Here is a 23,599-nt window from a genome sequence, read left to right as displayed (position 1 = left end):
TCCTGACGCGAGCCTCCTGATCCCACCGGTGGGCAGGGGAAGGGGGGTGGGGTGGGTGGGTCAGATGACGGGGAGGCCCTTGGGGCCGACGCCGCGCATCGAGCGGGTCAGCTTCCGGTCGTCGCTCCACAGGAAGCAGCGGATTCCCCGGTCGCCCTCCTCCCACTCCCGTTGCGACGGCGGATAGAAGATGGAGCCGGCCCGGTACGGCAGCTCGCCGTTGTTGGGCACCTCGGCGAAACCGGCGATCAGCGCCATGCAGCGCCGGTGCACCCGCTGGTTGGTGCGACTGAACTCGGCCCAGCTCAGATCGCTGCGCTCCAGGTAGACACCGACGAACTCGGCGCGGTGCGGCTCGGAGCAGAGCACCGGCGCCATGTAGTTGAGGTTGTTGCCGATCAGCTTGGGGTCGAAGCACCGGTGGCTGAGCGGGTTGTCGCCGACCATCGCCCCGCGCAGGCTGCCGACCCGGTTCACCGGCCGGGTGTTGTCGATGCTGTCGGTCTCGCTGAGGTCGCAACGGAACCAGCGGGCACCGCTGTTCCACGCCGAGTTCGCCGGGAGCGCGATGTTCATCGTGAGCCGGGCCGAGTGCCAGTCGCCACCGAGCACGGCCCGGGCCCGCTGGTCGCACTCGGCGCGGGCGGGGCGCAGCGCGGCGGACCCCGGCTCGGGCCGGTCGCCCCGGACCACCGCGCCGGTGAAGGTGCCGACGTGGATGGCCTCGGCCAGGTGGCTGCGGGCGCAGTCCACCGTGTCGTAGGTGCCGGCCTGCACCACCGGGGTTATCCGGGGCAGGCAGGCGTCGGTGGCGGGCACGAACGCCTGGGCCACCGGCAGCACCGGCCAGTCGTCGATCAGATCCCCGTCGGCGCTGTGCTGCGGCGCACAGCCGCTGAGCGCCACCGTCACCGCGCCGGCCAGCGCCAGCGCCACGAGCCACCGTCGCATCGTCCGCCCTTTCCGGGAGCTGACGGTCCGTCGCCGCGCCCCACGTGGCATTGCCCGCCGCCGGGCGAGCAGCATACGTGACCGTCCCCGATGGAGTGTCGCCGTACCGGGACCGTTCGGCCAGTCATCACCGGCCCATCGTCCCCGATTCGATCCGGAGGGACCGGTTCGGACACCGTGGGTCACGCCCGGATCACGGGATGTCGCCCATGGTGCCGTGCTGTCCGCGGCGGGTGGCCGCGTTCGTACACTTGCCCTGTGACCGTACCGCCGTCGATCATCGCGCCCAGCATCCTCGCCGCCGATTTCGCCCGCCTCGCCGATGAAGTCCGCGCCGTCGAGGGCGCCGCGGACTGGTTGCACGTCGACGTGATGGACAACCACTTCGTCCCCAACCTCACCATCGGCCTGCCGGTGGTGCAGAGCCTCCGGGCGGTCACCCAGCTCCCGTTCGACGTGCACCTCATGATCACCGACCCGCGCCGGTGGGCACCCGGCTACGCCGACGCCGGCGCGTACAACGTGACGTTCCACGCCGAGGCGTGCGACGACCCGGTGGCCCTCGCCAAGGACCTCCGCTCGGCCGGGGCGAAGGCCGGGCTGGCCATCGACCGGGACACCCCGATCGAGCCGTACCTGGAGTTGCTGCCCAGCTTCGACACCCTGCTGATCATGACGATCAAGGCGGGCTTCGGCGGCCAGCGGTTCATCCCGCAGCTGCTGGACAAGGTGCGGGCGGCCCGCCGGCACGTCGACAGCGGCCACCTGGAACTGCGCATCGAGGTGGACGGCGGGATCGCCGCCGACACCATCGAGCAGGCCGCGTCGGCCGGCGCGGACGCCTTCGTCGCCGGCACCGCCGTCTACGGGGCGGCCGATCCGGCCGAGGCGGTCCGCCGCCTGCGCGGGCTCGCGGAGCGCGCCACCGCCGGGGCCTGAGGGTGGAGCCCACCGGCGACCGTCCCGACGTGATCCTGGTCGTCGACGACGACGAGGACATCGCCCGATTCGTCGAGTTCAACCTGCGGCTGCACGGCTTCGAGGTGCTGCACGCCGGTGACGGCCAGGAGGCCCTCGACATGATCGAGCGGCACCGGCCGGACCTGGCCGTGGTGGACCTGATGATGCCGCGCATCGACGGTCTGGAGCTGACCCGGCGGCTGCGGGCCAACCCGATCACCTCGGCGCTGCCGGTGATCATGTTGACCGCCAAGGGGATGACCGTGGACAAGGTGCACGGGCTCAGCGCCGGCGCGGACGACTACCTGGTCAAGCCGTTCGACACCGCCGAGCTGGTGGCCCGGGTCAGCTCCACGCTGCGCCGCAACAAGGAGTTCCGCGAGGTCTCCCCGCTGACCGGCCTGCCCGGTAACAGCCGGATCCGCCGGGAGATCAGCGACCGGGTCCGCAGCGGCGTCGACTACGCCGTCGGCTACATCGACATCGACCGGTTCAAGAGCGTCAACGACCGGTACGGCTTCGTCCGGGGCGACGAGTTCATCTCGGCGCTGGCCCGCAGCCTGCACCGGGCGGTGGTCGCGATCGGGCTGCCACCGGCCTTCCTCGGCCACGTCGGCGGCGACGACTTCGTGATCGTCTGCGCGCCCGAGCAGATCCGTCCGCTGACCTCCCGGGCCGTGGTCGACTTCGAGAAGTCCGCCGACACCCTCTACGACCCGTCCGACCGGGAGCGCGGATTCGTCGAGCTGAAGGACCGCCGGGGCAACATCCGGCGGGCGGCCCTGGTCACGCTGTCGATCGGCGTCTCGCTCTCGGACGCCAGGAAGCGCTTCACCGACCCCCTGGACGCGATCGCCGTGGCCAGCGAGATGAAAACGGTCGCCAAGAGCCAACCGGGGTCATACGTCGCGGTGGACCGGCGACGAGCCGACGGGGTGTGAAGTAGCCCCCTGGAGGTGGCGGACCGGCCGGGTGAACGTGTAAGACTGCGGAGGTACCCACCACGCGCTGGCGGGGCTCGGTGAAATTCCGAACCGGCGGTGATCCACGCTCGACGTGGTAAGCCCGCGACCCGGACGGCTCTGCCGCCCGGTGGACCTGGTGAGAATCCGGGGCCGACGGTGGGGGAGCGGCTCGTCCGCACCCCCGACAGTCCGGATGGGAGACAGCGCGCGGGCGGGGCGGCCCTGCGCGGGCGTCATCCGGCTGCGCGTGGGCTCCCCGGGGGCGGCCCTGCCGTTCCCGGTTCCGCCGCTGCCTGCTCCCGCTCCTCCCGCACCGCCCGCGCGGACCGGCGAGCGAGAGGGCAGGGCATGGGCGGCGTCTCCGTGGACGAGGCGATGCGCCGTGCCATCGAACTGGGCGCCCGCGGCCTCGGCACCACCAGTCCCAACCCGGTCGTCGGCTGCGTGCTGCTCGACGCGGACGGCGTCGTGGTCGGGGAGGGTTTCCACGCCTACACCGGCGGTCCGCACGCCGAGATCGTCGCGCTCGCCCAGGCCGGCGAGCGGGCCCGGGGCGGGACCGCGGTGGTCACCCTGGAGCCCTGCGACCACACCGGGCGCACCGGCCCGTGCAGTCACGCGCTGATCCGCGCCGGGATCGCCCGGGTCGTCGTCGCCGTGCCCGACCCGAACCCGGTCGCCTCGGGGGGCGCGGCCACCCTGCGCGCCGCCGGGGTGCGGGTGGAGTTCGGGGTACGCGCCGACGAGGCCGAGGCCGGCAACGTCGCCTGGCTGACCTCGATGCGGCGGGGCTGGCCGTACCTGATCTGGAAGTACGCCGCCACCCTCGACGGCCGGTCGGCGGCGGCCGACGGCAGCAGCATGTGGATCACCTCCGAGGCCGCCCGGATGGACGTGCACGCGCTGCGCGGCACGGTGGACGCGGTCGTCGCCGGGGTGGGCACCGTGCTCGCCGACGATCCCCGGCTGACCGCCCGCAACCTGCGCGACGGCACCCTGGCCATCCGGCAGCCGCTGCGGGTGGTGGTGGACAGCGCGGGGCGTACCCCGGTCGACGCCCGGGTCCGCGACGGCGCCGCCCGGACCTGGATCGCGACCGTCGCGGAGGTCGGGGCCGGCCCGGACGGCCGGGTGGACCTGCCGGCCCTGCTGGCCGAGCTGCACCACCGCGGGGTACGTGCCGCGCTGCTGGAGGGCGGCCCCCGGCTGGCCGGCGCGTTCCTCGCCGCCGGCCTGGTCGACCGGGTCGTCGGGTACGTCGCGCCGAAGTTGCTCGGGGGCGGCCCGACCGCGCTGGTCGACGCGGGTGTGACGACCATCGCCGACGCCATCGACCTGGAGATCACCGACGTCACCCGGGTCGGTTCCGACCTGCGGATCACCGCGCTGCCCCGGAAGAGGGAGGCCTGAGATGTTCACCGGCATCGTCGAGGAGTTGGGCGAGGTCGTCCGGATCGCCGACACGGGGGGTGACTCGGCGCTGGTCGCGATCCGCGGCCCGCTGGTCACCTCGGACGCCCGGCACGGCGACTCCATCGCGGTCAACGGGGTCTGTCTGACCGTGGTCGACGTCGACGGCGGGGTGTTCACCGCCGACGTGATGGGCGAGACCCTGCGGCGTTCCGCGCTCGGCGGGCTGCGCCCCGGCGACCCGGTCAACCTGGAGCGGGCCGCCGCGCTGAACAGCCGGCTCGGCGGGCACCTGGTGCAGGGGCACGTCGACGGGGTCGGCGCGGTGCTCTCCCGGGAACCGGCCGCCCAGTGGGAGACGCTGCGGTTCCGGCTCCCCGCCGCGCTGGCCCGGTACGTGGTGGAGAAGGGCTCGATCACCGTCGACGGGGTGTCGCTGACCGTGGCGGCGGTCGGCGACGACTGGTTCACCGTCGGGCTGATCCCGACCACCCTGAAGCTCACCACGCTCGGGGTGCGGGATGTCGGTGCGCCGGTCAACCTGGAGGTCGACGTGCTGGCCAAGTACGTCGAACGCCTCCTCACCACCCGCCCGGCGACCGACCCGGCCCCGGTCGGGGGGTTGGCCGCCGCGGCGCTGGCCGACGGTGCCGGTGGTCCGGCGACCCCGCCGGCCGACGGTGGTGCCCGGTGACCGGGCCGCTCGGTTGGCTGCTCGACGCCCAGGTGCACCTCCTCGGCGCCCCGGTGCTGGTCCGGGAGATCGTCGGCAACGGCTTCGGGCTGGCCTCGGCGCTGCTCGGGCTGCGACGGCAGGTCTGGGCCTGGCCGGTCGGCATGATCGGCAACGGGTTGCTGTTCACCGTCTTCCTCGGCGGGGTGTTCGCCACCCCGCAGGCACACGACCTCTACGGCCAGGCCGGTCGGCAGGTCTTCTTCTTCGCGGTCAGCGTCTACGGCTGGTGGCGGTGGTCACGCAACCGCCGTCAGGGTGGGGATGCACCGGCGGTCACCCCCCGCTGGGCCACCGGTCGGGAACGGCTGGGCCTGCTGCTCGCCGCCGCCGTCGGCACCGCACTGGGCTATCCGCTGCTCGCCGCGCTCGGCTCGTGGGGGCCGCTGCCGGACGCCTGGATCCTCACCGGCAGTCTGCTGGCCACCTACGGCATGGCCCGGGGCTGGGTGGAGTTCTGGCTGGTCTGGATCGCCGTGGACGCGGTGGGCGTACCACTGCTGCTGCGCGGCGGCTTCTATCCCTCGGCGGTCATGTACCTGGTCTACGGCGCCCTCTGCGTCTGGGGTTTCGCCGCCTGGTGGCGCAGCTCGCGGACCGTCCGCGCGGCGACGACACCGATCCCGTCCACCTACTCGGAGGTCGTGGCATGAGCACCCAGGCGGTCACCTTCGCCCGGATCGAGGAGGCGGTGGCGGAGATCGCCGCCGGCCGTCCCGTGGTGGTGGTCGACGACGAGGACCGGGAGAACGAGGGCGACCTGATCTTCGCCGCCGAACTGGCCACCCCGGAACTGCTCGCCTTCATGGTCCGCTGGACCTCCGGGTACGTCTGCGTCCCGCTGACCGAGGCGGAGTGCGACCGGCTGGACCTGCCGCCGATGCACCACACCAACCAGGACCGGCGCGGCACCGCGTACACGGTGACCGTGGACGCCCGGGAGGGGGTCAGCACCGGGATCTCCGCCGCGGACCGGGCACACACCATCCGGCTGCTCGCCGACCCGGCCACCGCCCCGACGGACCTGGCCCGCCCCGGCCACGTGGTGCCGCTGCGCGCACGCTCCGGCGGGGTGCTGCGTCGACCGGGGCACACCGAGGCGGCGGTCGACCTGACCCGGCTGGCCGGGCTGCGTCCCGCCGGGGTGCTCTGCGAGCTGGTCAACGACGACGGCACCATGATGCGCCTGCCGGACCTGGAGAAGTTCTGCGCCGAGCACGCGCTCACCCTGGTCACCATCGCCGACCTGGTGGCCTACCGGCGGCGGCACGAGAAGCAGGTGGAGCAGGTGGCCGAGGCCCGGATGCCCACCCCGCACGGGGTGTTCCGGGCGCTGGGCTACCGGGCCGAGCACGACCCGGCCGAGCACGTCGCGCTGGTCATCGGCGACCTGGGTGACGGTCACGACGTGCTGGTCCGGGTGCACTCCGAGTGCCTGACCGGGGACGTCTTCGGCTCGCTGCGCTGCGACTGCGGGCCACAGTTGCAGGCGTCGCTGGCCCGGGTCGCCCGGGAGGGGCGGGGAGTGGTGCTCTACGTGCGCGGACACGAGGGGCGGGGGATCGGCCTGCTGCACAAGCTCCAGGCGTACCAGCTCCAGGACCAGGGCCGCGACACCGTGGACGCGAACCTCGACCTGGGGTTGCCGGCCGACGCCCGGGACTACGGCACCGGCGCGCAGATCCTCTACGACCTGGGCGTGCGGTCGATGCGGCTGCTCACCAACAACCCGGCCAAGCGGGCCGGGCTGGAGGGGTACGGGCTGACCGTCACCGGCCGGGAGGGGCTGCCGGTCCGGCCGCACCCGGAGAACGTCCGCTACCTGCGGACCAAGCGGGACCGGATGGGCCACCTGTTGGACGAGCTGGACGAGGTGACCGAGGCCCCGATGGGTGTCCCGGTCCCCGGCGACGAGATCGGAGTATGACCATGGCGGGTTTCGGTGAACCCGGAGCGACCCCGGTGGACGCCGCCGGGCTGACCGTCGGGGTGGTGGCCGCGCGCTGGCACGCCGAGTTGACCGACCACATGCTCGACCGGGCCGTCGCCGCCGCGCAGGCGTGCGGGGCGCGGGCGGTGACCGCCCGGGTGGCCGGCTCGGTGGAGCTGCCGGTGGTGGCCCAGGCCCTGGCCCGGCGCTGCGACGTGGTGGTGGCGCTGGGTGTGGTGGTCCGGGGGACGACCGCCCACTTCGACTACGTCTGCCGGTCGGTGACCGACGGGCTGACCCGGATCGCCCTGGACGAGGGCAAGCCGGTGGCGCACGGGGTGCTGACCGTGGACACCCTCGCGCAGGCCCGGGACCGGGCCGGGCTGCCCGGGTCCGCCGAGGACAAGGGCTGGGCGGCGACCGTGGCGGCGTTGGACGCCGCGCTGGCGCTGCGGTCCGTCGCCGTCGCCAACGCCCAGCGGGTCGGCTTCGCCGGCTGACCCCGTCCCGGCGTTCGGGTCCGCCCGGCCCGGACTGTCCGCCCGGCCCGGACTGTCCGCCCGGCCCGGACTGTCCGCCCGGCCCGGACTGTCCGCCCGGCCCGGACTGCCGGTCCCGGCGGACGGTCCGGGCCGCCGTCGCACGGTCAGAGCCGGCCGGCCTCGATGATCCGCCTGAGGAACTGCCGGGTCCGTGGCTGGGTCGGCTCGCCGAGGACCCGGGCGGGCGGCCCGGCCTCGACCACCCGGCCGGCGTCGAGGAAGCAGACCTGGTCGGCGACGTCCCGGGCGAACCCCATCTCGTGGGTGGCCAGCACCATCGTCATCCCGTCGGCCTTCAGGTCGCGGATCATCGACAGCACCTCGCCGACCAGTTCCGGGTCGAGCGCCGAGGTGACCTCGTCCAGCAGCATCAGGCGGGGGGAGTTGGCCAGCGCCCGGACGATCGCCACCCGCTGCTGCTGGCCACCGGAGAGCCGGTCGGGATAGGCGTCCGCCTTCGCGCCCAACCCCACCCGGTCGAGCAGTTCCCGGGCCTGCGCCTCGGCCTCGGCCCGCCCCCGCCGGTGCACCCGGCGCGGGGCGAGGGTGACGTTCTCCAACACGCTCAGGTGCGGAAACAGGTTGTACGACTGGAAGACCATGCCGATGCGCCGACGCACCCGGTCGGGGTCGACCCGGGGACCGGAGATCTCCTCGCCGTCCAGCTCGATGGTGCCGTCGTCCAGTTCCTCGAGCAGGTTGACGCAGCGCAGCAACGTCGACTTGCCCGAGCCGGACGCCCCGATCAGCGCCACCACCTGGTGCTCGTCCACGGTCAGGTCGAGGCCGTCGAGCACCACCTGCCCGCCGAACTCCTTGCGCAGCCCCCGACAGGTCAGTACGGCCATCGTCGCCTCCGGCGGGTCGTCGACACGGCCATCTCAGCCTCCGGACTGGCGTCGGGCCGAGCGCAGGGTCACCCAGTCGGTGACCGCGATCAGCGGGATGGCGAGCAGCACGAACAGCACCCCGGCCAGGATGTACGGGGTGTAGTTGAAGGTCTGCGCGGTGGCGATCTGGGCCGCCCGGACCGCGTCGATCGGCCCGGCCAGGGAGACCAGCCCGACGTCCTTCTGCAACGCCACCACGTCGTTGAGCAGCGGCGGCGCGACCCGCCGGACGGCCTGCGGCAGCACCACGTGCCGCATGGTCTGCCGGTAGGTCAGTCCCAGCGAGCGGGCCGCCGCGAGCTGGCTCGGGTGGACCGACTCGATGCCGGCCCGGAACACCTCCGCCAGGTAGCCGCCGTAGGTGAGCACCAGCGCCAGACCGCCGAGCACCAGCACCGGTGGCATGCCCTGCAACCGCAGGCCGGGCACACCCAGGGTGAGCACGTACAGCACGATGATCAGCGGCAGGCCGCGGAAGGTGTACGTGTAGCCCGCCGAGAGCGCCCGGACCGGGAAGAAGACCGGCCCGCGCAGGGTGCGCAGCAGCGCGACCAGCAGACCGAGCAGCAGCGCTCCGACCGCGCAGCAGACCAGCAGCCGGACGTTGAGCCACAGCCCGGCGAGCACGTCGGGCAGCGCGTCCCGGGCGATCGCCGGATCGAGGAACGACCGGCGGACCCGGTCCCAGCCGGGTGCCCCGGTGACCGCGACGACCAGCAGCGTGCCGAGCACCGCCGTGGAGGCGGCGGCGACCAGCACGCTGCGCGTCGTCTGCCGCCGCCGGTACGCGGCCCGTCGCCGCTGGGCCGCCGAGGGGACGTGCTGCCGGTGCGGCGTCGGGATGTCGGGTGGGCGGGGCGGCGGGTGGCTCACTGGAGTTCGGTCGCCCCTGCCACCTGGGCGAGCCACTGCTGCTCCAACTGCTTGAGGGTGCCGGCCTCGGCGAGTTCCCCGATCGTCCGGCTGACGCAGGAGGTGAGCGGGGAGTCCTTGTCCAGCAGCAGGCCGAACGCCTCCGGAGCCCCGACCTGCGGCAGTTGCCCGACCACGGTGGCGTCGGTGAGTTCCGAGCCGGTGATGTAGAACGCGGTGGGCAGGTCGACCACCAGGCCGTCGAGCTGACCGTTCTGCAGGGCCTTCTTGGCGTCGTCGTTGCTGTTGTAGACCTGGGGCTTCGCCTTCGGCTTGATCAGGTCGGTGATCGCCTGGTAGCTGGTCGTGCCGACCTGCGCGCCGAGCTTGGCGTCCCTGAGGTCGGCCACCGACTTCTTGCCGACGATCTTCGACGACTTGAGCGCGATGACCGTCTGCCGCACCAGGTAGTACGGCGGGGAGAAGTCGACCGCCTGCTTGCGCTCCTCGGTGATGGAGAACTGGTTGACGTCGAAGTCGAAGTTCTTCGGGCCGGGGGCGATGGCGGCGTCGAACTTCACCCGGGTCCAGGTGACGTCCGCGCGGGCGTACCCGAGCTTCTCGGCGACCGCGTACGCGACGGCGGCCTCGAAGCCCTCGCCGTTGTCCGGCTTGTTGTCCTTGAACCACGGCGCGTACGCGGGTTCGTCGGTGGCGACGGTGAGCTTGCCCGGCGTCCGGGTCTTCAACCCCTCCTTGGTGCAGGAGGACGCGGTGGGGGCGGCGTCGGGGGTGGGGACGTTCTCCTGAGGCGCGCATCCGGCCACGGCGACCAGGAGCGCGGCGGCGGCGACGGCGGCCGTGCGGGTACGTGAGCTGCTGCTGACCATGGCCGCCAGGATAAAGAAGATCGCCGATTCCCGGGAAGGTGTCCCGTCAGGTAGATGGGAGATCGATATCCGCCCGGCCCGGCCGGGTCGCCGCCGCCGGCCGTCGTCCCAGCCAGCGGGAGGCCGACGGTGGGCGGGGCGACACGGCCGGACCCGGGGCGCACGGTCCCGACGGGCGGCTGGAAGAATCCGGTTTCGTGAAGACGTTCGAGGAGTTGTTCGCCGAGCTCCAGGCCAAGGCCGCCGCCGGCACGCCGGGCTCGGGCACGGTCGACGCCCTGGCCAAGGGGGTGCACTTCGTCGGCAAGAAGGTCGTCGAGGAGGCGGCCGAGTCGTGGATGGCCGCCGAGCACGAGGGGCCGGAGCGCACCGCCGAGGAGATCTCCCAGCTGCTCTACCAGGTGCAGGTGCTCATGCTGGCCAGTGGCCTGGAGTTGAAGGACGTCTACCGACATCTGTGAGTGCGCCGCGTCGTTGGTCTGATCCGATCGAAGGAGCACTCCGTCATGCTGCGTGTCGCCGTACCCAACAAGGGCGCCCTGGCCGAGAAGGCCGCCCAGATGCTGCGCGAGGCGGGCTACCGCCAGCGCACCGACCCCAAGGACCTGGTCTGCCCGGACGAGGCCAACGACATCGAGTTCTTCTACCTGCGGCCCAAGGACATCGCCACCTACGTCGGCTCGGGTGACCTGGACGTCGGGATCACCGGCCGGGACCTGCTGATCGACTCGGGCGCACCCGCCGAGGAGGTGGTCGACCTGGCGTTCGGCCGGGCCACCTTCCGGTTCGCCGCCCGTCCCGAGGACGTCGGCGACGTCCAGGAGCTGGGCGGGCACCGGATCGCCACCGCGTATCCGGGGCTGGTCGAGCGTTATCTGGCCGAACTCGGCGTCAAGGCCGACGTGATCCGGCTCGACGGCGCGGTGGAGAACGCCATCCGGCTCGGGGTCGCCGACGTCGTCGCCGACGTGGTGGAGACCGGCGCGACGCTGCGCCAGGCCGGGCTGGTCGTCTTCGGCGATCCGCTGCTGCGCTCCTCGGCGGTGCTGGTCCGCCGGGCCGCCGCGCCGGCGCACCCGCAGGCGGAGCAGTTGCTGCGCCGGCTGCACGGGGTGCTGGTGGCCCGCCGGTACGTGATGCTCGCCTACGACGTGCCGGCCGGGTTGCTCGACCGGGCCAGCGCGCTCACCCCGGGCATCGAGTCGCCGACGGTCTCCCCGTTGCACCGGGAGGGTTGGGTCGCCGTGCAGGCGATGGTCCTCCGCGACGACGTGCACCGGATCATGGACGAGCTGTACGAGTTGGGCGCCCGCGCCATCCTGGTCACCAACATCCACGCCTGTCGACTCTGAGCCGCCGCCGCGCGGGCGGCCGGGGGCGGGTGGCAGACTGGTCGGGTGAGCGACACCGAGTTGATCCGCCTCAAGCCGCGTCGCATCCGGGTCGTCTGCTGGGCTTCGGCGATCGCCCTGCTGGTGGTCTTCAGCCTGGTGGCCACCTCGTTGACCGGGACGACCGGTGAGGGCTACGGCACGTTCCAGCGTGGCGACCAGTTCGCGATGGTCGGCCTCGGGGTGCTCGGCGCGCTCGGCATCCTGCTGTTCACCCGGCCCCGGGTCGAGGCGGACGCCCGTGGGGTCCGGGTGCGCAACGTGCTCGGCTCGTACGAGCTGCCCTGGGAGGTGGTCCGGGGGGTGCGTTTCGACCGGGGCGCACCCTGGGCCAGCCTGGAGCTGCACGACGACGACCTGCTGCCGATGGTGGCCCTCCAGGCGGCCGACAAGGAGATCGCGGTCGACGGGGTGCGGGCGCTGCGTCGGCTGCACCAGGCCCACCTGTCCCGCCTCGGCGGCGCGTCGACCCACCTGTGAGCGTCGCGGCCGACGCCCCCGCCCGGCTGCCCGGTGCGGGTAGGTCCGCACCGGGCGTGGGCCTCCGCTGACCTGGGGCCCCGGTTTGGGGGACGGTCGGGTGCGGGTGTAGTGTAGGTACGTCGACCAGACTGCCCCCGCCTGCGGCGTGCGGGTGGTCCTGAAGCGGAGCGCCTGCTCCCACCCGAGTCGCCTCCACGAGGTGGCCGGGTCCGGTCACCGGTTCCGGGCCTGTCCCGGTGCCGGATGCGCGATCATATGATCGTGCCGACCGGTCGAGCGGGCCCTGGCATGCGCCGGGGCCTTCTGCTTTCCGGGTCGCCCCCACCCGGGGGCCGCGCGGGGTCGGCTACCCGGCAGATCCGACTCGAGGAGGCCCCATCAGCGTCGAACCACGCGTGAACGATCAGATCCGGGCACGTGAGGTCCGACTGGTCGGCCCTGAGGGTGAGCAGGTGGGTATCGTCCCGCTGGAGCGCGCCCTGCAGCTGGCCGCGGACGTCGACCTGGACCTGGTCGAGGTTGCGCCGATGGCGCGCCCGCCGGTGTGCAAGCTCATGGACTTCGGCAAGTTCAAGTACGAGAGCGCACTCAAGGCGCGCGAAGCGCGGCGTAACCAGCAGCAGACCGTCATCAAGGAGATGAAGCTCCGGCCGAAGATCGACCCGCACGACTACGAGACCAAGAAGGGTCACGTGGTGCGGTTCCTCAAGGCGGGCGACAAGGTCAAGGTGACGATCATGTTCCGCGGTCGCGAGCAGAGCCGCCCGGAGCTGGGTTACCGGCTCCTGCGCCGGCTCGAGTCCGAGATCACGGACCTGGGATACGTCGAGGCCGCTCCGAAGCAGGACGGTCGTAACATGATCATGGTTTTCGCTCCGCACCGGGCCGTCAAGGCCTCCGCGGTCGCCGCCACGGCGTCCCGCACCGGTCCCCGGGACCGGACCACGGACGAGTCCGCGCCGCCGGCACAGGGTGAGGCCCCGGTGGCCGGCGAGACCGCAGCAGCCGGCGAGACCGGCCCGACCGCTGACCCCAGCGGCCAGTAACAGGGAGAGACGTTCCACATGCCGAAGATGAAGAGCCACACGGGTATGGGCAAGCGGGTCAAGGTGACCGGCAAGGGCAAGATCGTCGCCCAGCAGGCCGGCCTTCGCCACAACCTGGAGAAGAAGCCCTCCACCCAGACCCGGCGGCTGACCGGCACGGTCGAGCTGGCCAAGGCTGACGTCAAGCGAATCAAGAAGCTGCTCGGCCGCTGACGCGCGCCACCTTTACCTAACAAGGAGTTGAGATGGCACGCGTCAAGCGGGCTGTGAACGCCCAGAAGAAGCGTCGTACCCTGCTGGAGACCGCGAGTGGTTACCGCGGTCAGCGCTCCCGGCTGTACCGCAAGGCCAAGGAGCAGGTGCTGCACTCGATGCAGTACGCCTACCGGGACCGTCGTGACCGCAAGGGCGACTTCCGGCAGCTCTGGATCCAGCGCATCAACGCTGGCGCCCGGGCCAACGGCATGACCTACAACCGGCTCATCCAGGGCCTGCGGCTGGCCGGTATCGAGGTCGACCGCAAGATCCTGGCCGACCTGGCCGTCCACGACGCCGCGGCGTTCGCCGCGATCGTCGAGCTGGCCCGCGCCGCCGTGACGGCCGAGGGCACCGGTGGCGCCGCGGCTCAGGCCGCCTGACCCACCCGGCAGCAGATCGAGGCGTCTCCCATGCACTCACCAGCGCGCGGGAGACGCCTCGATGCCGTCGCCGGCCCGTTCACCCCGCGGACCCCGCGGGTGGTCGCCGCCCGGCGGCTGCACCGTCGGCGGGACCGGGACGCCACCGGCCGGTTCCTGGCCGAGGGGCCGCAGGCGGTCCGCGAGGCGCTCGACGGCACCGGCACGGTGGTGGAACTGTTCGGCACTCCGGCCGCGCTGGACCGGCACGCCGAGCTGGCGGCCCGGGCCGCCCGGTCCGACCTGCCGGTCTCCGAGGTCACCGACGAGGCCCTGGCCGCGCTGACCGAGACCGTCGCCCCGCAGGGGCTGGTCGCCGTCTGCCGGCATCTCGACGTACCACTGGCGACCGCCCTGGCGCGCGGACCCCGCCTGGTCGCGGTGCTCGCCGGAATCCGTGACCCGGGCAACGCCGGCACCGTGCTGCGGACCGCCGACGCGGCCGGCGCGGGCGCGGTGGTCTTCGCCGGGGACACCGTCGACCCGTACAACGGCAAGTGCGTGCGGGCCTCGGCCGGCAGCCTCTTCCACGTCGACGTGGTCCGCGATCCGGACCTGCCCGCGACGGTCGACGCGCTGCGCGCCGCCGGTCTCTCGGTCTTCGCCACCACCGGCTACGGCGACAGCGACCTGGACGACCTCGCCGACCACGGCCGGCTCGCCGCGCCCACCGCCTGGCTGTTCGGCTCGGAGGCGCACGGCCTGCCCGCGGAGCTGACCGCCGTCGCCGACGCCCGGGTCCGGGTGCCGCTGCACGGACGGGCCGAGAGCCTGAACCTGGCTGCGGCGGCCGCGGTCTGCCTGTACGCTTCAGCCCGAGCACTGCGCTGACCCCGGTCACGCGCCCCCCGTCACCCGCACGCCACCCAGGGAGCCGGTCAGTTGAGGAACGCGCCACGGCGTTCGTTTAGCCAGCCCGCCGGTGTCGGCGGGCGGCGGGCCTGACCCTTCCCGCGCGCGACTCCCACCGGCGGGCTGCGGCATCGCCGCGCGTCCGTAGACTCGCCTAGCCGCCCGGGAGGGCCGGCGCCGCCGTGAGGGAGTGCCCGTACGCCATGAGCTACCGCAACGATCCGTACGACCCGAAGCAGGTCGCCCTGCTCGACCCGGCCGCCCTGGCCGGGGCCGTGGCCGACGCCGAGCAGGCGTTCGCCACCGCCGCCGACCCCGACGCGTTGACCGCGCTGCGCCCCGCGCACCTCGGCGACCGGTCCCCGGTGTCGCTGGCCCGCCGGGAGATCGGCGCGCTGCCGCCGGCCGCGAAGTCCGACGCCGGCAAGCGGGTCAACGAGGCCCGCCGGGCGATCGAGTCCGCCTACGCCGCCCGCGCCGAGGTGCTGGAGCGGGAGCAGGCCGCCCGGGTGCTGGTCGAGGAACGGGTCGACGTGACCCTGCCGTACGACCGGCGGCCCCGGGGCGCCCGGCACCCGCTGTCCACCCTGATGGAGCAGATCAGCGACCTGTTCGTCGGGATGGGCTACGAGGTGGCCGAGGGCCCCGAGGTCGAGCTGGAGTGGACCAACTTCGACGCGTTGAACATCCCCGCCGACCATCCGGCGCGCGGGCTGATGGACACCTTCCACATCGCACCACCGCCGGGCGCGGACGCCTCCGGCCTGGTGCTGCGCACCCACACCTCGCCGGTGCAGGCGCGCACCATGCTCACCCGCAAGCCCCCCATCTACGTGGTGGTGCCCGGCCGGGTCTACCGCACCGACGAGTTGGACGCCACCCACGCGCCGGTCTTCCACCAGGTCGAGGGCCTGGTGGTCGACCGGGGCATCACGATGGCGCACCTGCGCGGCACCCTGGACCACTTCGCCCGGGCCATGTTCGGCGAGGGCGCGAAGACCCGCTGGCGTCCGCACTACTTCCCGTTCACCGAGCCGTCGGGGGAGTTCGACGTCTGGTTCCCCGAGCACCGCGACGGCCCGCGCTGGGTCGAGTGGGGCGGCTGCGGCATGGTCAACCCGAGGGTGCTGCGGGCCTGCGGCATCGACCCGGAGGTCTACTCCGGGTTCGCGTTCGGCATGGGCATCGACCGGACGGTGATGTTCCGGCACGGGGTCAGCGACATGCGGGACATGGCCGAGGGCGACGTGCGGTTCACCCGCGCGTTCGGGGCCGGGGCGTAGGGCGATGCGGGTACGAGTCACGGAGACGGTGGTCTGAGTCATGCGAATTTCTGTCAGTTGGCTGCGGGAGCACGTCGACCTCCCCGTCGACCTGCCCACCGAGGACCTGGAGCAGGCCCTGGTGGACCTCGGCATCGAGGTCGAGTCCGTGGTGGACCTGCGCGGGACGGTCACCGGTCCGCTGGTCGTCGGCGAGGTCCGCGAGATCGAGGAGCTGACCGGTTTCAAGAAGCCGATCCGGCACTGCCTGGTCGACGTCGGCACCGCCAACGGCACCGGCGAGCCGCAGGAGATCGTCTGCGGGGCGCGCAACTTCGCCCCCGGCGACCGGGTCGTGGTGATCCTGCCCGGCGGGGTGCTGCCCGGGAACTTCACCATCGGCGCGCGCAAGACGTACGGCCGGATGTCGGCCGGCATGATCTGCTCCGCGCAGGAGCTGGGCCTCGGCGACGACCACGCCGGCATCATCGTGCTGCCGCCCGACACCCCGGCCCGGCCCGGTGACGACGCCCGGCCGGTGGTGGGGCTCGACGACGTCGTGGTCGAGCTGGAGATCACCCCCGACCGGGGGTACGCGCTGAGCGTGCGGGGCATCGCCCGGGAGCTGGCGTACGCGCTGGGCCTGCCCTTCCGTGACCCGGGCCGGGTGCCCGCGCCGGCCGGGACGGCCGAGCCGGCGTACCCGGTGCAGCTGCGCGACACGGTGGGCTGCGACCGGTTCACCGCCCGGATGGTCCGGGGTGTCGACCCGACGGCGGCCACCCCGGGCTGGATGCGGCAGCGGCTGACCGTGGCCGGGGTGCGCAGCATCTCGCTGGCGGTCGACGTCACCAACTACGTGATGCTCGAACTGGGACAGCCGATGCACGCCTTCGACGCCGACCGGATCACCGGCCCGCTGGTGGTGCGCCGGGCCGAGGCGGGGGAGAAGGTCACCACCCTGGACGGGGTGGTCCGTTCGCTGACCGTCGAGGACATGGTGATCTGCGACGACACCGGGCCGGTCTCGCTGGCCGCGGTGATGGGCGGCGAGACCAGCGAGGTGGTCGGCGGCACCACCAACGTGCTGCTGGAGGCCGCCCACTGGGATCCGGTGATGGTCGGTCGTACCGCCCGCCGGCACCGGCTGTTCAGCGAGGCGGCCAAGCGGTGGGAGCGGGGTGTCGACCCGGCGCTGCCGCTGGTGGCCCTCCAGCGCGCCGTCGAGCTGCTCACCGCGCACGGCGGTGGCGAGGCCGGCGCGGAGATCCTCGACCTCGACCACGTCCGGCCGGTGCGCCCGGTCGTCCTCCCGGTCGACCTGCCGTCGCGCCGGGTCGGGGTGGCCTACCCCCCGCAGCGGGTGGTCGACCTGCTGGAGCAGGTGGGCTGCACGGTGAGCCGGGGCGGCGACCGGCTGGCCGAGGACCCGGGGGCGGTGGGCACGACCGCCGGCACCGGCGAGGTGCTCACCGTCACCCCGCCGACCTGGCGGCCCGACCTCACCGACCCGGCCGACCTGGTCGAGGAGGTGGTCCGCCTCGACGGGTACGACCGGGTGCCGTCGGTGCTGCCCACCGCGCCACCCGGCCGGGGCCTGACCTGGCAGCAGCGCCGCCGCCGGGCGGTGGCCCGCTCGCTGGCCGAACGCGGCTACGTCGAGGTGCTGGGCCTGCCGTTCGTGGCCCCGGAGCTGGCCGACCAGCTCGGGCTGCCGGCCGACGACCCGCGCCGGCCGGCGGTGCGGCTGGCCAACCCGCTGTCCGAGGAGGAGCCGCTGCTGCGCACCACGCTGCTCGGCCCACTGCTGGGCATCCTCAAGCGCAACCTGGGTCGGGGTCACCGCGACCTGGCGCTCTACGAGATCGGCGCGGTGTTCCAGCCGCGTCCGGGCGTGGGCACCCCACCGGCCATGGGGGTGGACCGGCGTCCCACCGACGCCGAGTTCGCCGCCGCCGACGCGGTGGTGCCCGCCCAGCCCCGGCACGTCGCGGTGGTGCTCACCGGGGACGTCGAGCCGGCCGGCTGGTGGGGCGCGGGCCGCGCCGCCGGGTGGGCCGACGCGGTGGAGGCCGGGCGGGCCGTGCTGGCCGCCGCCGACCTGCCGGCCGAGCGGATCGAGGTACGGGCCGCCGAGCAGGCCCCCTGGCACCCCGGTCGCTGTGCCGCGCTGGTGGTCGACGGGGTGGTGGTGGGCCACGCCGGTGAGCTGCACCCGACGGTGGTGGCGGCGCTGGAACTGCCCCGCCGGACCAGCGCCATGGAGCTGGACCTGGACGCCCTGCCGGCCGCCCCGGTGGCGTCCGCGCCTACGGTGTCCGGGTTTCCCCCGGCGCTGATCGACGTGGCGCTGGTGCTGGACGACACGGTGCCGGCCGCCGACGTCCGCGCCGCGCTGGTCGAGGGGGCCGGTGAGCTGCTGGAGCATGTCCGGCTCTTCGACGTGTACGCCTCGGAGTCGCTCGGCGCGGGCCGCCGGTCGCTGGCGTACAAGCTCACCTTCCGGGCACCCGACCGGACGCTGACCGTGGAGGAGGCGGTGGCCGCGCGGGACGCCGCCGTGGCCGTCGCCGCCGCGCGGTTCGGGGCGACCCTGCGCGGCGCCTGAGGCGCACCGGCCTGACGACGGCCCCGATCCGGTCACCGGGTCGGGGCCGTCGCGTTCACGCGTCGTCGGTGATCCCGCCGCACTCCCGCAGCGCGGCGAGGTCGCGGACCGTGATGCGTCGGTAGTCGGTCTCCACCAGCCCGTCGACGCGCAGCTCTCGTAGCGCCTTCTGGATCGAGGTCTCGGCCGCGCCGCAGATGGTGGCGAGTTCGGGCTGGGTCAGCCGGACGTCGATGACCACCGCCTCGCGGTCCTGCCGGCCGTGTGAGCGGCACAGCTCGGCCACCACCCGGGCCACCCGGATCTTCACCGGGTACGAGGAGAAGTCGATCCGGCGGCGGTTGGACCAGCGCAGCCTGCCGGAGACCATAGCGGCCAGTTCGAGGGCGGCGTCCGGATGGTCGCGCAGAAAGGTCTTGAACCTGTCGGGCTGGATGACGCTATATCTGGTGGGGCCGCAGGTGGTCACCGTCGCCGACCGGGGACGGTTGTTGAGCGCCGACATCTCGCCCACAAGGTCACCGCCGATCCGCAACGCGAGCAGGGCGGTCCGGCCGTCGGGCAGGGATGCCGTGACCTTTGTCAGACCGTCCTCCAACAGCACCAGGTGCGCCTCGTGGCGGCCCTGGTGGATGAGGATCTGCCCGGCGGGCACCTGCCGGCGGACCCCGTTGGCCAGCAACGTCGCCCGAACAGTTGGGTCGAGCCGTTGCAGGAAGGTTCCGTACGGCCAGTCGCCGTCGGTGGGGGCGTGGGGGCGCCGCATCAGCATCCTCCTCAACAGACGAGAGGTGCCGAAGCGTATCCGGGTCGACACGCGTCGCACCGCCCCGCTGCGGGCCGTGAGGATCTCGACCACCACCAGGGTCAGGACCATGGGCGGGGAGAGCCCGAGCGCCAGGAGCAGTTCGATCAGGTTCGTCCACATGCTGGTAGCAAAATCGGCCTGGACTAGCACGACACCTGTCCACGATGGGATGACCGGATCTCGACAGTCCCGGCGATGCCGTATTTCTGGGGGGTCTGTGTCCGGCGACGCGGTTTCGATGTGTGCGATGGTGCTCGCTCGCCGAGCGGGCTGACGACGAAGGGTGTGCCCGATGCGACATCCCGAACGGCGTCTGCTGATCTCTGTGGACATGGAACGGTACAGCCGGCGCAGCAATCTTCAGCAGTACGAGGCACAGCAGAACTTCCACACGCTCCTGCACGCGGCGGCGACCGACGTAGGGCTGGACCGGGTCGCCTGGACCACCCAGCAGGCCGGCGACGGCGAGCTGGCGATCCTGCCCCGCGACGTGCCGGAGTCCCGGGTCATCGGCCGGTTCGTGCCGGAGCTGAACCGGCGGCTGCGCACGTTCAACAGCAGCCGCACCGCACCGGCGCAGATCCGGCTACGGATGGCCGTGCACCAGGGTCTGGTACACCTGGACGGCGCGAACGGTTTCCCAGGCCACGCGGTCGTGCACGTCTGCCGGCTCTGCGACGCGCGGCCGGTACGCCAGGCGCTGGCCGCGTTTCCCGACGCGGGTGTCGCCCTGGTGGTCTCTACCGAGATGTACCGCGACGTGGTCTGCGAGTATCCGGAGGAGATGCGACCGGAGCGGTTCTGCCGGATCGAGGTCGAGCACCCGGAAAAGGAGTTCCGCGAGCCGGCCTGGCTCTCCGTGGTCGACGAGGACCTGTCGTCGTGGGAACCGCCGGGAGCGACCGCTCCGCCGGGGGGACCGCCGCCAGCCCGTCCGGGCATCGGGGGTACGGCCGCCCCGGTCGGGTCCAACATCCGCACCGGCGACGTCTGGGTCCAGGGGCAGAACGCCATCGGACCGAACGCCACGGTCATCGGATCGATCGGCCGTGACGCCGTGGTCGGCGGCGACGGCGGTGGTCAATGAGCAGGACGTCGGATTCGTGGAGCGCGGCGGACCCGGGCGACGTGGAGCAGCGACGTGCCGTCGACGCGGCAGCGGACCTCCCCGGTGACGACGAGCGGCGGTCGGACGCAGGCGAGGCCGGGCGATCCGCAGCGATGGATGCACCTGTTCCACGGCCCTCCCCGGACGACGAGCAGGACGAGGCACCCGACCCGGGGGACGAGCAGGACGAGGCACCGGACCCGGTGGCCGTCCTCGCCCGCCTCACCGCACTGCTCGGTGCCCCGTCGAGCATCGGCGTCGGCGACGTACGGGTACGGGGGCAGAACGCGACCGGCCCGGGAGCGACGGCGATCGGCACCGTGAACATCACCACGGCGACCGTGGCGACGGGCGGCCGGAGCTGGTCCGAGACGCTTAGCGGCACCTGGGTGCGGCAGTTGGCTGACGGCTATGCTCCCGCGCCAAGCGACCAGTGGCTCGACCGGCAGCTCAAGCTACGTCACCTGGTCTGCCTGACCGGCGTCGACGGTACGGGTCGACACACTGCAGCTTGCCTGGCCTCGGCCCGCCGTTATGGCTACGACCGGGTCGGCGTGCTCGACGCGGAGCACCTGTCGGACCTGTTGGGCACCGACGTGCCCGTTCGGCCCGGCCACGGCTACACGCTGGCCCTCGGCGACGAGGCGGTCCGGGAGTTGGACGGTATGACGCTGGTGGGCCTGGCGGCGAGGCTGGAGGCCACCGGGAGCAGCCTGGTGCTTGTCGGTGACTTCGCGCACCGGGAGCAGGAGTTCGCCGGTCACCTGGTTCCCCACCGCCCGGCCCCCTCGGTGGAGGTGTTCCGGGCGCAGCTGCGCCGGCTGCTCCGCGGACAGTGCGTCGGCTGGTGCGTCGATGTCTGCACCGGTGACTGTGTCGACGTGTACGTCGAGGAGGAGTGCGTCCCGCATCCGCTGCTCGCGGCTCACCTGTCCGGTGGCCCGCGCGCCGGTGAGGTCGTCCGACTGGCAGAGCTGATCGCCCAGGCACCGCCCCGTGGCGTTGACCTCACCGAGCGGCTGGAGCGGCTGCTCCCACGACAGTTGCGGCAACGCGCCCGAGGGGTGTTCGCTGTCGAGGACGACGGCGGCGAGGGGGCGTCGCGGTGGGACGCCGATCACCGACGCGCGTTCCGACTGTCCTGCGCGGTGCTGGCAGGACAGTCCGTGGTGGAGGTCCAGGCGGCGGCCGGACGACTGCTCGTCGGACCGATGCCCGGCAGTGACGACGTGGCTGCTCCGGCGTCGGTGGGGTTGTTGGGCGGGGCGGTCGACCTGCTGCTTGGTCCGGTGCTACGGCAGGCCGTCGTCCTGGTCGACGACGACCGGATCGGCAGCGGCCGACGCATCGAGTTCTCGCCCGGCAACGACCAGTTGCGGACGACTCTCCTCGAGGTCGCCTGGTCGAACTGGTGGCTTCCGGAGCATCTGCTCGGTTGGCTCGCCACTCTGGTGCGCACGGGGTCACCGGGGGTCCGGGAGGCTGCTGCGGGAGCGGTCGGATGGTCTGCCCGGCACGGGGTGCGGGCAGCCCTGAAGACGGTGGACGACCTGGCCCGGGAGCGTCGTGCGGGCGTCCGACAGGCTGCCGCCGTCGCGTTGGTGGCCATGGCCATGCAACCGGAGCTGCGGCAGCGGGTACGCGCGGAGCTGGACCGGTGGGCGTCCGACGGGCCGGCCCACCGGCGGGACACGGTCGCCCGAGCGTACGCACTGGGGCTCGCGCGGCTCTGGCCCGACACCGCGCTGCTGCATCTGCGTCAGATCGCTCAGGTACGCATGCAACGCTGGCACCACTCGGTGGTGCGTGGCCTGGTCGAGGTGCACTCGGCCGGTCACCAGGCGACCGTGCTGCCAGCCCTCGCGGAGTGGACCCGGTCGGAGGATCCGGAGGTGTGGCTGCACGCCGGACGGGCGTTGCGGGTGCTCGCCGACCGGTGGGCACCGGCCCCCCGGGAACACTGGCCGGAACTGCTCGATCTGGCGCAGGCCGGCACCGTGTCGATGACCGATCTGGCTGCCTGCTGGGCGAACGCGCTCAGTCTGCCCACGACCGCCTACCGCTCGTGGCGCACGCTCGGCTTCTGGCTGAGCCGCGCCGACGGGCACGCCGAGGTCGCCGCCCATTGCCTGGAGATGCTGGGTTTGGTGGTCGCGGGCCGAGCGCCCCTGCGGCATCGGCTGGACCACCAGCTGCACCACGTCTGGGGGCAGCTGATGCCCCATAACACCCTGCTCGCCGCCGTACACCGACTCACTGACGAGGATCACGGATGAATGCGCACTCCACCACCACCTCCGGCAGCCCGAGCCGGGTACCGCCGCAGCGGCGCTCCTGGTGGCGCACCTTCTTCGGCTTCCCAGAGCCGGTCGTGGTGGTGTCACCCCAACCACCCCCGGCACCCGTCTCGGTGTCGTATCGGCAGGACGTCCCACAACCCCTGCTGGTGCCGGCCAAGGGGGACGCCTTCGACTTCCGGGTCCACCCGGTGTATCTCTGGACCGGTCGGCGCATGACGTTCGAGGAGCTGAAGTACCGCGCCGAGCGGTACCTCGACTGGGCCGGTGGCATTGTCCGGGAACGGATCATCGACGTGTCGAGGGAGTTCGAGCCGCATCGGTCGCATGAGCTGGAGCGGGTTCTCAACCAACGGCTCGCCGGCCAGCGGTGGCCGGCGGACGAGTCGTTGCCCCAGTTCAGCGCCTATGTGCGGATCAGTCCCGATGAGCGGGTGAGGGACCAACTGCGGCCGTACTGGCAGGAGCGGATCAGGCTGGAGTGCGACCATGAGCTGCAGAAGATCCGGACCCGGAACGTCGACGACCTGACCCGCCGGTGGTGCGCGGTGCTCCAGGCGTTGGAGGCCGATCCGGTGACCGCGCACGCGGCCCGGTTGACCGGGGAGCAGTTCGCCGAGGTCTTCCGCCGCTATGTCGATGAGCGCCGGGGAACGGTACCGGAGCTGGTCACTCTGCTCCGGGAGGCGGTCCGGGGGCATCACGACCTCAACCTGGGTCCGTCGGAGTACACCGAGGCATGGGATGTCGCGTTGCGTGCCTATGAACGCGAGCACGGGCTCGCCCCGCGGTGAGAGGGACGGGAGTGCCTTCCGGAGGCGGCCCGGCCTCCGGAAGGCACTCCACCCCGCCCAGCGACCTGCTACCCCAGCGGGATTGGTTCCTCGATGTCATTTCCATGCGGAGTAATGTATGAAGTTGCATCTTGCTCAGGTGGCGGCTAG

General features: G+C 72.8%; 24 protein-coding genes and 1 riboswitch. Of the genes, 19 read left to right on the top strand and 5 right to left on the bottom strand.

Going from position 1 to position 23,599, the window contains the following annotated elements; translation table 11 throughout:
- Positions 1 to 60 precede the first annotated feature (60 nt).
- Complete coding sequence (locus O7612_RS19765) at positions 61 to 951, bottom strand: septum formation family protein (RefSeq protein ID WP_282266372.1); 891 nt, start codon at positions 949 to 951, stop codon at positions 61 to 63.
- Between the two features lie 258 nt (positions 952 to 1,209).
- Here O7612_RS19765 and rpe point away from each other — a divergent pair, with 258 nt between their 5' ends.
- From rpe to ribH, 7 genes are all read left to right on the top strand, one after another.
- Positions 1,210 to 1,890: a ribulose-phosphate 3-epimerase gene (gene rpe, locus O7612_RS19760; RefSeq protein ID WP_282266371.1), complete on the top strand. Its 681-nt coding sequence runs from the start codon at positions 1,210 to 1,212 to the stop codon at positions 1,888 to 1,890.
- Between the two features lie 2 nt (positions 1,891 to 1,892).
- Positions 1,893 to 2,852: a response regulator gene (locus O7612_RS19755; protein WP_282266369.1), complete on the top strand. Its 960-nt coding sequence runs from the start codon at positions 1,893 to 1,895 to the stop codon at positions 2,850 to 2,852.
- A 62-nt stretch (positions 2,853 to 2,914) separates the two neighbouring features.
- Positions 2,915 to 3,085, top strand: a riboswitch (FMN riboswitch).
- A 139-nt stretch (positions 3,086 to 3,224) separates the two neighbouring features.
- Positions 3,225 to 4,286 carry a bifunctional diaminohydroxyphosphoribosylaminopyrimidine deaminase/5-amino-6-(5-phosphoribosylamino)uracil reductase RibD gene (gene ribD / locus O7612_RS19750; protein ID WP_282266367.1) on the top strand — a complete coding sequence of 354 codons (1,062 nt, stop codon included), beginning with the start codon at positions 3,225 to 3,227 and terminating at the stop codon, positions 4,284 to 4,286.
- A 1-nt stretch (position 4,287) separates the two neighbouring features.
- Complete coding sequence (locus O7612_RS19745; protein ID WP_282266365.1) at positions 4,288 to 4,980, top strand: riboflavin synthase; 693 nt, start codon at positions 4,288 to 4,290, stop codon at positions 4,978 to 4,980.
- Entirely contained in the window at positions 4,977 to 5,672 is a 696-nt protein-coding gene (gene pnuC / locus O7612_RS19740) for a nicotinamide riboside transporter PnuC (protein WP_067305118.1), read from the top strand. Before O7612_RS19745 ends, pnuC begins: the two co-directional genes overlap by 4 nt.
- A complete protein-coding gene (locus tag O7612_RS19735) occupies positions 5,669 to 6,946 on the top strand; it encodes a bifunctional 3,4-dihydroxy-2-butanone-4-phosphate synthase/GTP cyclohydrolase II (protein WP_282266360.1) in 1,278 nt (425 codons plus the stop codon). Before pnuC ends, O7612_RS19735 begins: the two co-directional genes overlap by 4 nt.
- A gap of 2 nt (positions 6,947 to 6,948) precedes the next feature.
- Positions 6,949 to 7,449 (top strand): 6,7-dimethyl-8-ribityllumazine synthase, encoded by a 501-nt coding sequence (gene ribH, locus O7612_RS19730; RefSeq protein WP_282273963.1) that lies wholly within the window; start codon positions 6,949 to 6,951, stop codon positions 7,447 to 7,449.
- A gap of 146 nt (positions 7,450 to 7,595) precedes the next feature.
- Here ribH and O7612_RS19725 read toward each other — a convergent pair whose 3' ends face one another.
- The 3 genes from O7612_RS19725 to O7612_RS19715 are packed head-to-tail and all read right to left on the bottom strand — an operon-like array spanning position 7,596 to position 10,123.
- Positions 7,596 to 8,339, bottom strand: a complete 744-nt coding sequence (locus O7612_RS19725) for an amino acid ABC transporter ATP-binding protein (RefSeq protein ID WP_282266358.1) — start codon at positions 8,337 to 8,339, stop codon at positions 7,596 to 7,598.
- 33 nt (positions 8,340 to 8,372) lie between these two features.
- Complete coding sequence (locus O7612_RS19720) at positions 8,373 to 9,254, bottom strand: amino acid ABC transporter permease (RefSeq protein ID WP_348774241.1); 882 nt, start codon at positions 9,252 to 9,254, stop codon at positions 8,373 to 8,375.
- Positions 9,251 to 10,123 (bottom strand): transporter substrate-binding domain-containing protein, encoded by an 873-nt coding sequence (locus tag O7612_RS19715; protein WP_282266356.1) that lies wholly within the window; start codon positions 10,121 to 10,123, stop codon positions 9,251 to 9,253. Before O7612_RS19715 ends, O7612_RS19720 begins: the two co-directional genes overlap by 4 nt.
- Positions 10,124 to 10,320: 197 nt before the next feature.
- Between O7612_RS19715 and O7612_RS19710 the strand changes: the two genes are divergently transcribed.
- The 9 genes from O7612_RS19710 to pheT all read left to right on the top strand — a co-directional run bounded on the left by O7612_RS19710 (position 10,321) and on the right by pheT (position 18,442).
- Positions 10,321 to 10,584, top strand: coding sequence for a phosphoribosyl-ATP diphosphatase (locus tag O7612_RS19710; RefSeq protein ID WP_067305135.1), 264 nt, complete (start codon positions 10,321 to 10,323; stop codon positions 10,582 to 10,584).
- A 45-nt stretch (positions 10,585 to 10,629) separates the two neighbouring features.
- Positions 10,630 to 11,475: an ATP phosphoribosyltransferase gene (gene hisG / locus O7612_RS19705; protein WP_282266352.1), complete on the top strand. Its 846-nt coding sequence runs from the start codon at positions 10,630 to 10,632 to the stop codon at positions 11,473 to 11,475.
- A gap of 45 nt (positions 11,476 to 11,520) precedes the next feature.
- Positions 11,521 to 11,994: a PH domain-containing protein gene (locus O7612_RS19700; protein ID WP_282266350.1), complete on the top strand. Its 474-nt coding sequence runs from the start codon at positions 11,521 to 11,523 to the stop codon at positions 11,992 to 11,994.
- A gap of 398 nt (positions 11,995 to 12,392) precedes the next feature.
- Positions 12,393 to 13,043, top strand: coding sequence for a translation initiation factor IF-3 (gene infC, locus O7612_RS19695; protein WP_282266348.1), 651 nt, complete (start codon positions 12,393 to 12,395; stop codon positions 13,041 to 13,043).
- An 18-nt stretch (positions 13,044 to 13,061) separates the two neighbouring features.
- Complete coding sequence (gene rpmI, locus O7612_RS19690; RefSeq protein ID WP_026267805.1) at positions 13,062 to 13,256, top strand: 50S ribosomal protein L35; 195 nt, start codon at positions 13,062 to 13,064, stop codon at positions 13,254 to 13,256.
- Between the two features lie 32 nt (positions 13,257 to 13,288).
- Positions 13,289 to 13,681 (top strand): 50S ribosomal protein L20, encoded by a 393-nt coding sequence (gene rplT / locus O7612_RS19685; RefSeq protein ID WP_067305147.1) that lies wholly within the window; start codon positions 13,289 to 13,291, stop codon positions 13,679 to 13,681.
- A gap of 30 nt (positions 13,682 to 13,711) precedes the next feature.
- Complete coding sequence (locus O7612_RS19680) at positions 13,712 to 14,551, top strand: RNA methyltransferase (protein ID WP_282266343.1); 840 nt, start codon at positions 13,712 to 13,714, stop codon at positions 14,549 to 14,551.
- Positions 14,552 to 14,775: 224 nt separating this feature from the next.
- Positions 14,776 to 15,855, top strand: a complete 1,080-nt coding sequence (gene pheS, locus O7612_RS19675; protein ID WP_282266341.1) for a phenylalanine--tRNA ligase subunit alpha — start codon at positions 14,776 to 14,778, stop codon at positions 15,853 to 15,855.
- A gap of 40 nt (positions 15,856 to 15,895) precedes the next feature.
- Positions 15,896 to 18,442 carry a phenylalanine--tRNA ligase subunit beta gene (gene pheT, locus O7612_RS19670; RefSeq protein ID WP_282266339.1) on the top strand — a complete coding sequence of 849 codons (2,547 nt, stop codon included), beginning with the start codon at positions 15,896 to 15,898 and terminating at the stop codon, positions 18,440 to 18,442.
- A gap of 55 nt (positions 18,443 to 18,497) precedes the next feature.
- Here pheT and O7612_RS19665 read toward each other — a convergent pair whose 3' ends face one another.
- Positions 18,498 to 19,370, bottom strand: a complete 873-nt coding sequence (locus O7612_RS19665; protein ID WP_282266337.1) for a Crp/Fnr family transcriptional regulator — start codon at positions 19,368 to 19,370, stop codon at positions 18,498 to 18,500.
- 172 nt (positions 19,371 to 19,542) lie between these two features.
- On the opposite strand from O7612_RS19665, the gene O7612_RS19660 reads away from it, so the two are divergent.
- The 3 genes from O7612_RS19660 (at position 19,543) to O7612_RS19650 (ending at position 23,449) form a co-directional block, all read left to right on the top strand.
- A complete protein-coding gene (locus tag O7612_RS19660; protein WP_282266336.1) occupies positions 19,543 to 20,337 on the top strand; it encodes a hypothetical protein in 795 nt (264 codons plus the stop codon).
- 134 nt (positions 20,338 to 20,471) lie between these two features.
- A complete protein-coding gene (locus O7612_RS19655; RefSeq protein WP_282266334.1) occupies positions 20,472 to 22,634 on the top strand; it encodes a hypothetical protein in 2,163 nt (720 codons plus the stop codon).
- Positions 22,631 to 23,449: a hypothetical protein gene (locus O7612_RS19650; RefSeq protein ID WP_282266333.1), complete on the top strand. Its 819-nt coding sequence runs from the start codon at positions 22,631 to 22,633 to the stop codon at positions 23,447 to 23,449. The genes O7612_RS19655 and O7612_RS19650 overlap by 4 nt, the downstream gene beginning before the upstream one ends.
- Positions 23,450 to 23,599 lie beyond the last annotated feature (150 nt).

The sequence above is a fragment of the Micromonospora sp. WMMD987 genome, assembly GCF_029581435.1.
GTDB lineage: Bacteria > Actinomycetota > Actinomycetes > Mycobacteriales > Micromonosporaceae > Micromonospora > Micromonospora rifamycinica.
This window is presented reverse-complemented; position numbering and strand designations above follow the sequence as displayed.

Bases quoted from the DNA above. Each gene is read 5' to 3' on its own strand.
- O7612_RS19765 (WP_282266372.1), bottom strand. From the start codon at position 951: ATGCGACGGTGGCTCGTGGCGCTGGCGCTGGCCGGCGCGGTGACGGTG.
- ribD (WP_282266367.1), top strand. From the start codon at position 3,225: ATGGGCGGCGTCTCCGTGGACGAGGCGATGCGCCGTGCCATCGAACTG.
- O7612_RS19745 (WP_282266365.1), top strand. From the start codon at position 4,288: ATGTTCACCGGCATCGTCGAGGAGTTGGGCGAGGTCGTCCGGATCGCC.
- O7612_RS19735 (WP_282266360.1), top strand. From the start codon at position 5,669: ATGAGCACCCAGGCGGTCACCTTCGCCCGGATCGAGGAGGCGGTGGCG.
- ribH (WP_282273963.1), top strand. From the start codon at position 6,949: ATGGCGGGTTTCGGTGAACCCGGAGCGACCCCGGTGGACGCCGCCGGG.
- O7612_RS19725 (WP_282266358.1), bottom strand. From the start codon at position 8,339: ATGGCCGTACTGACCTGTCGGGGGCTGCGCAAGGAGTTCGGCGGGCAG.
- O7612_RS19715 (WP_282266356.1), bottom strand. From the start codon at position 10,123: ATGGTCAGCAGCAGCTCACGTACCCGCACGGCCGCCGTCGCCGCCGCC.
- hisG (WP_282266352.1), top strand. From the start codon at position 10,630: ATGCTGCGTGTCGCCGTACCCAACAAGGGCGCCCTGGCCGAGAAGGCC.
- rpmI (WP_026267805.1), top strand. From the start codon at position 13,062: ATGCCGAAGATGAAGAGCCACACGGGTATGGGCAAGCGGGTCAAGGTG.
- rplT (WP_067305147.1), top strand. From the start codon at position 13,289: ATGGCACGCGTCAAGCGGGCTGTGAACGCCCAGAAGAAGCGTCGTACC.
- O7612_RS19680 (WP_282266343.1), top strand. From the start codon at position 13,712: ATGCACTCACCAGCGCGCGGGAGACGCCTCGATGCCGTCGCCGGCCCG.
- pheS (WP_282266341.1), top strand. From the start codon at position 14,776: ATGAGCTACCGCAACGATCCGTACGACCCGAAGCAGGTCGCCCTGCTC.
- pheT (WP_282266339.1), top strand. From the start codon at position 15,896: ATGCGAATTTCTGTCAGTTGGCTGCGGGAGCACGTCGACCTCCCCGTC.
- O7612_RS19665 (WP_282266337.1), bottom strand. From the start codon at position 19,370: ATGTGGACGAACCTGATCGAACTGCTCCTGGCGCTCGGGCTCTCCCCG.
- O7612_RS19660 (WP_282266336.1), top strand. From the start codon at position 19,543: ATGCGACATCCCGAACGGCGTCTGCTGATCTCTGTGGACATGGAACGG.
- O7612_RS19655 (WP_282266334.1), top strand. From the start codon at position 20,472: ATGGATGCACCTGTTCCACGGCCCTCCCCGGACGACGAGCAGGACGAG.
- O7612_RS19650 (WP_282266333.1), top strand. From the start codon at position 22,631: ATGAATGCGCACTCCACCACCACCTCCGGCAGCCCGAGCCGGGTACCG.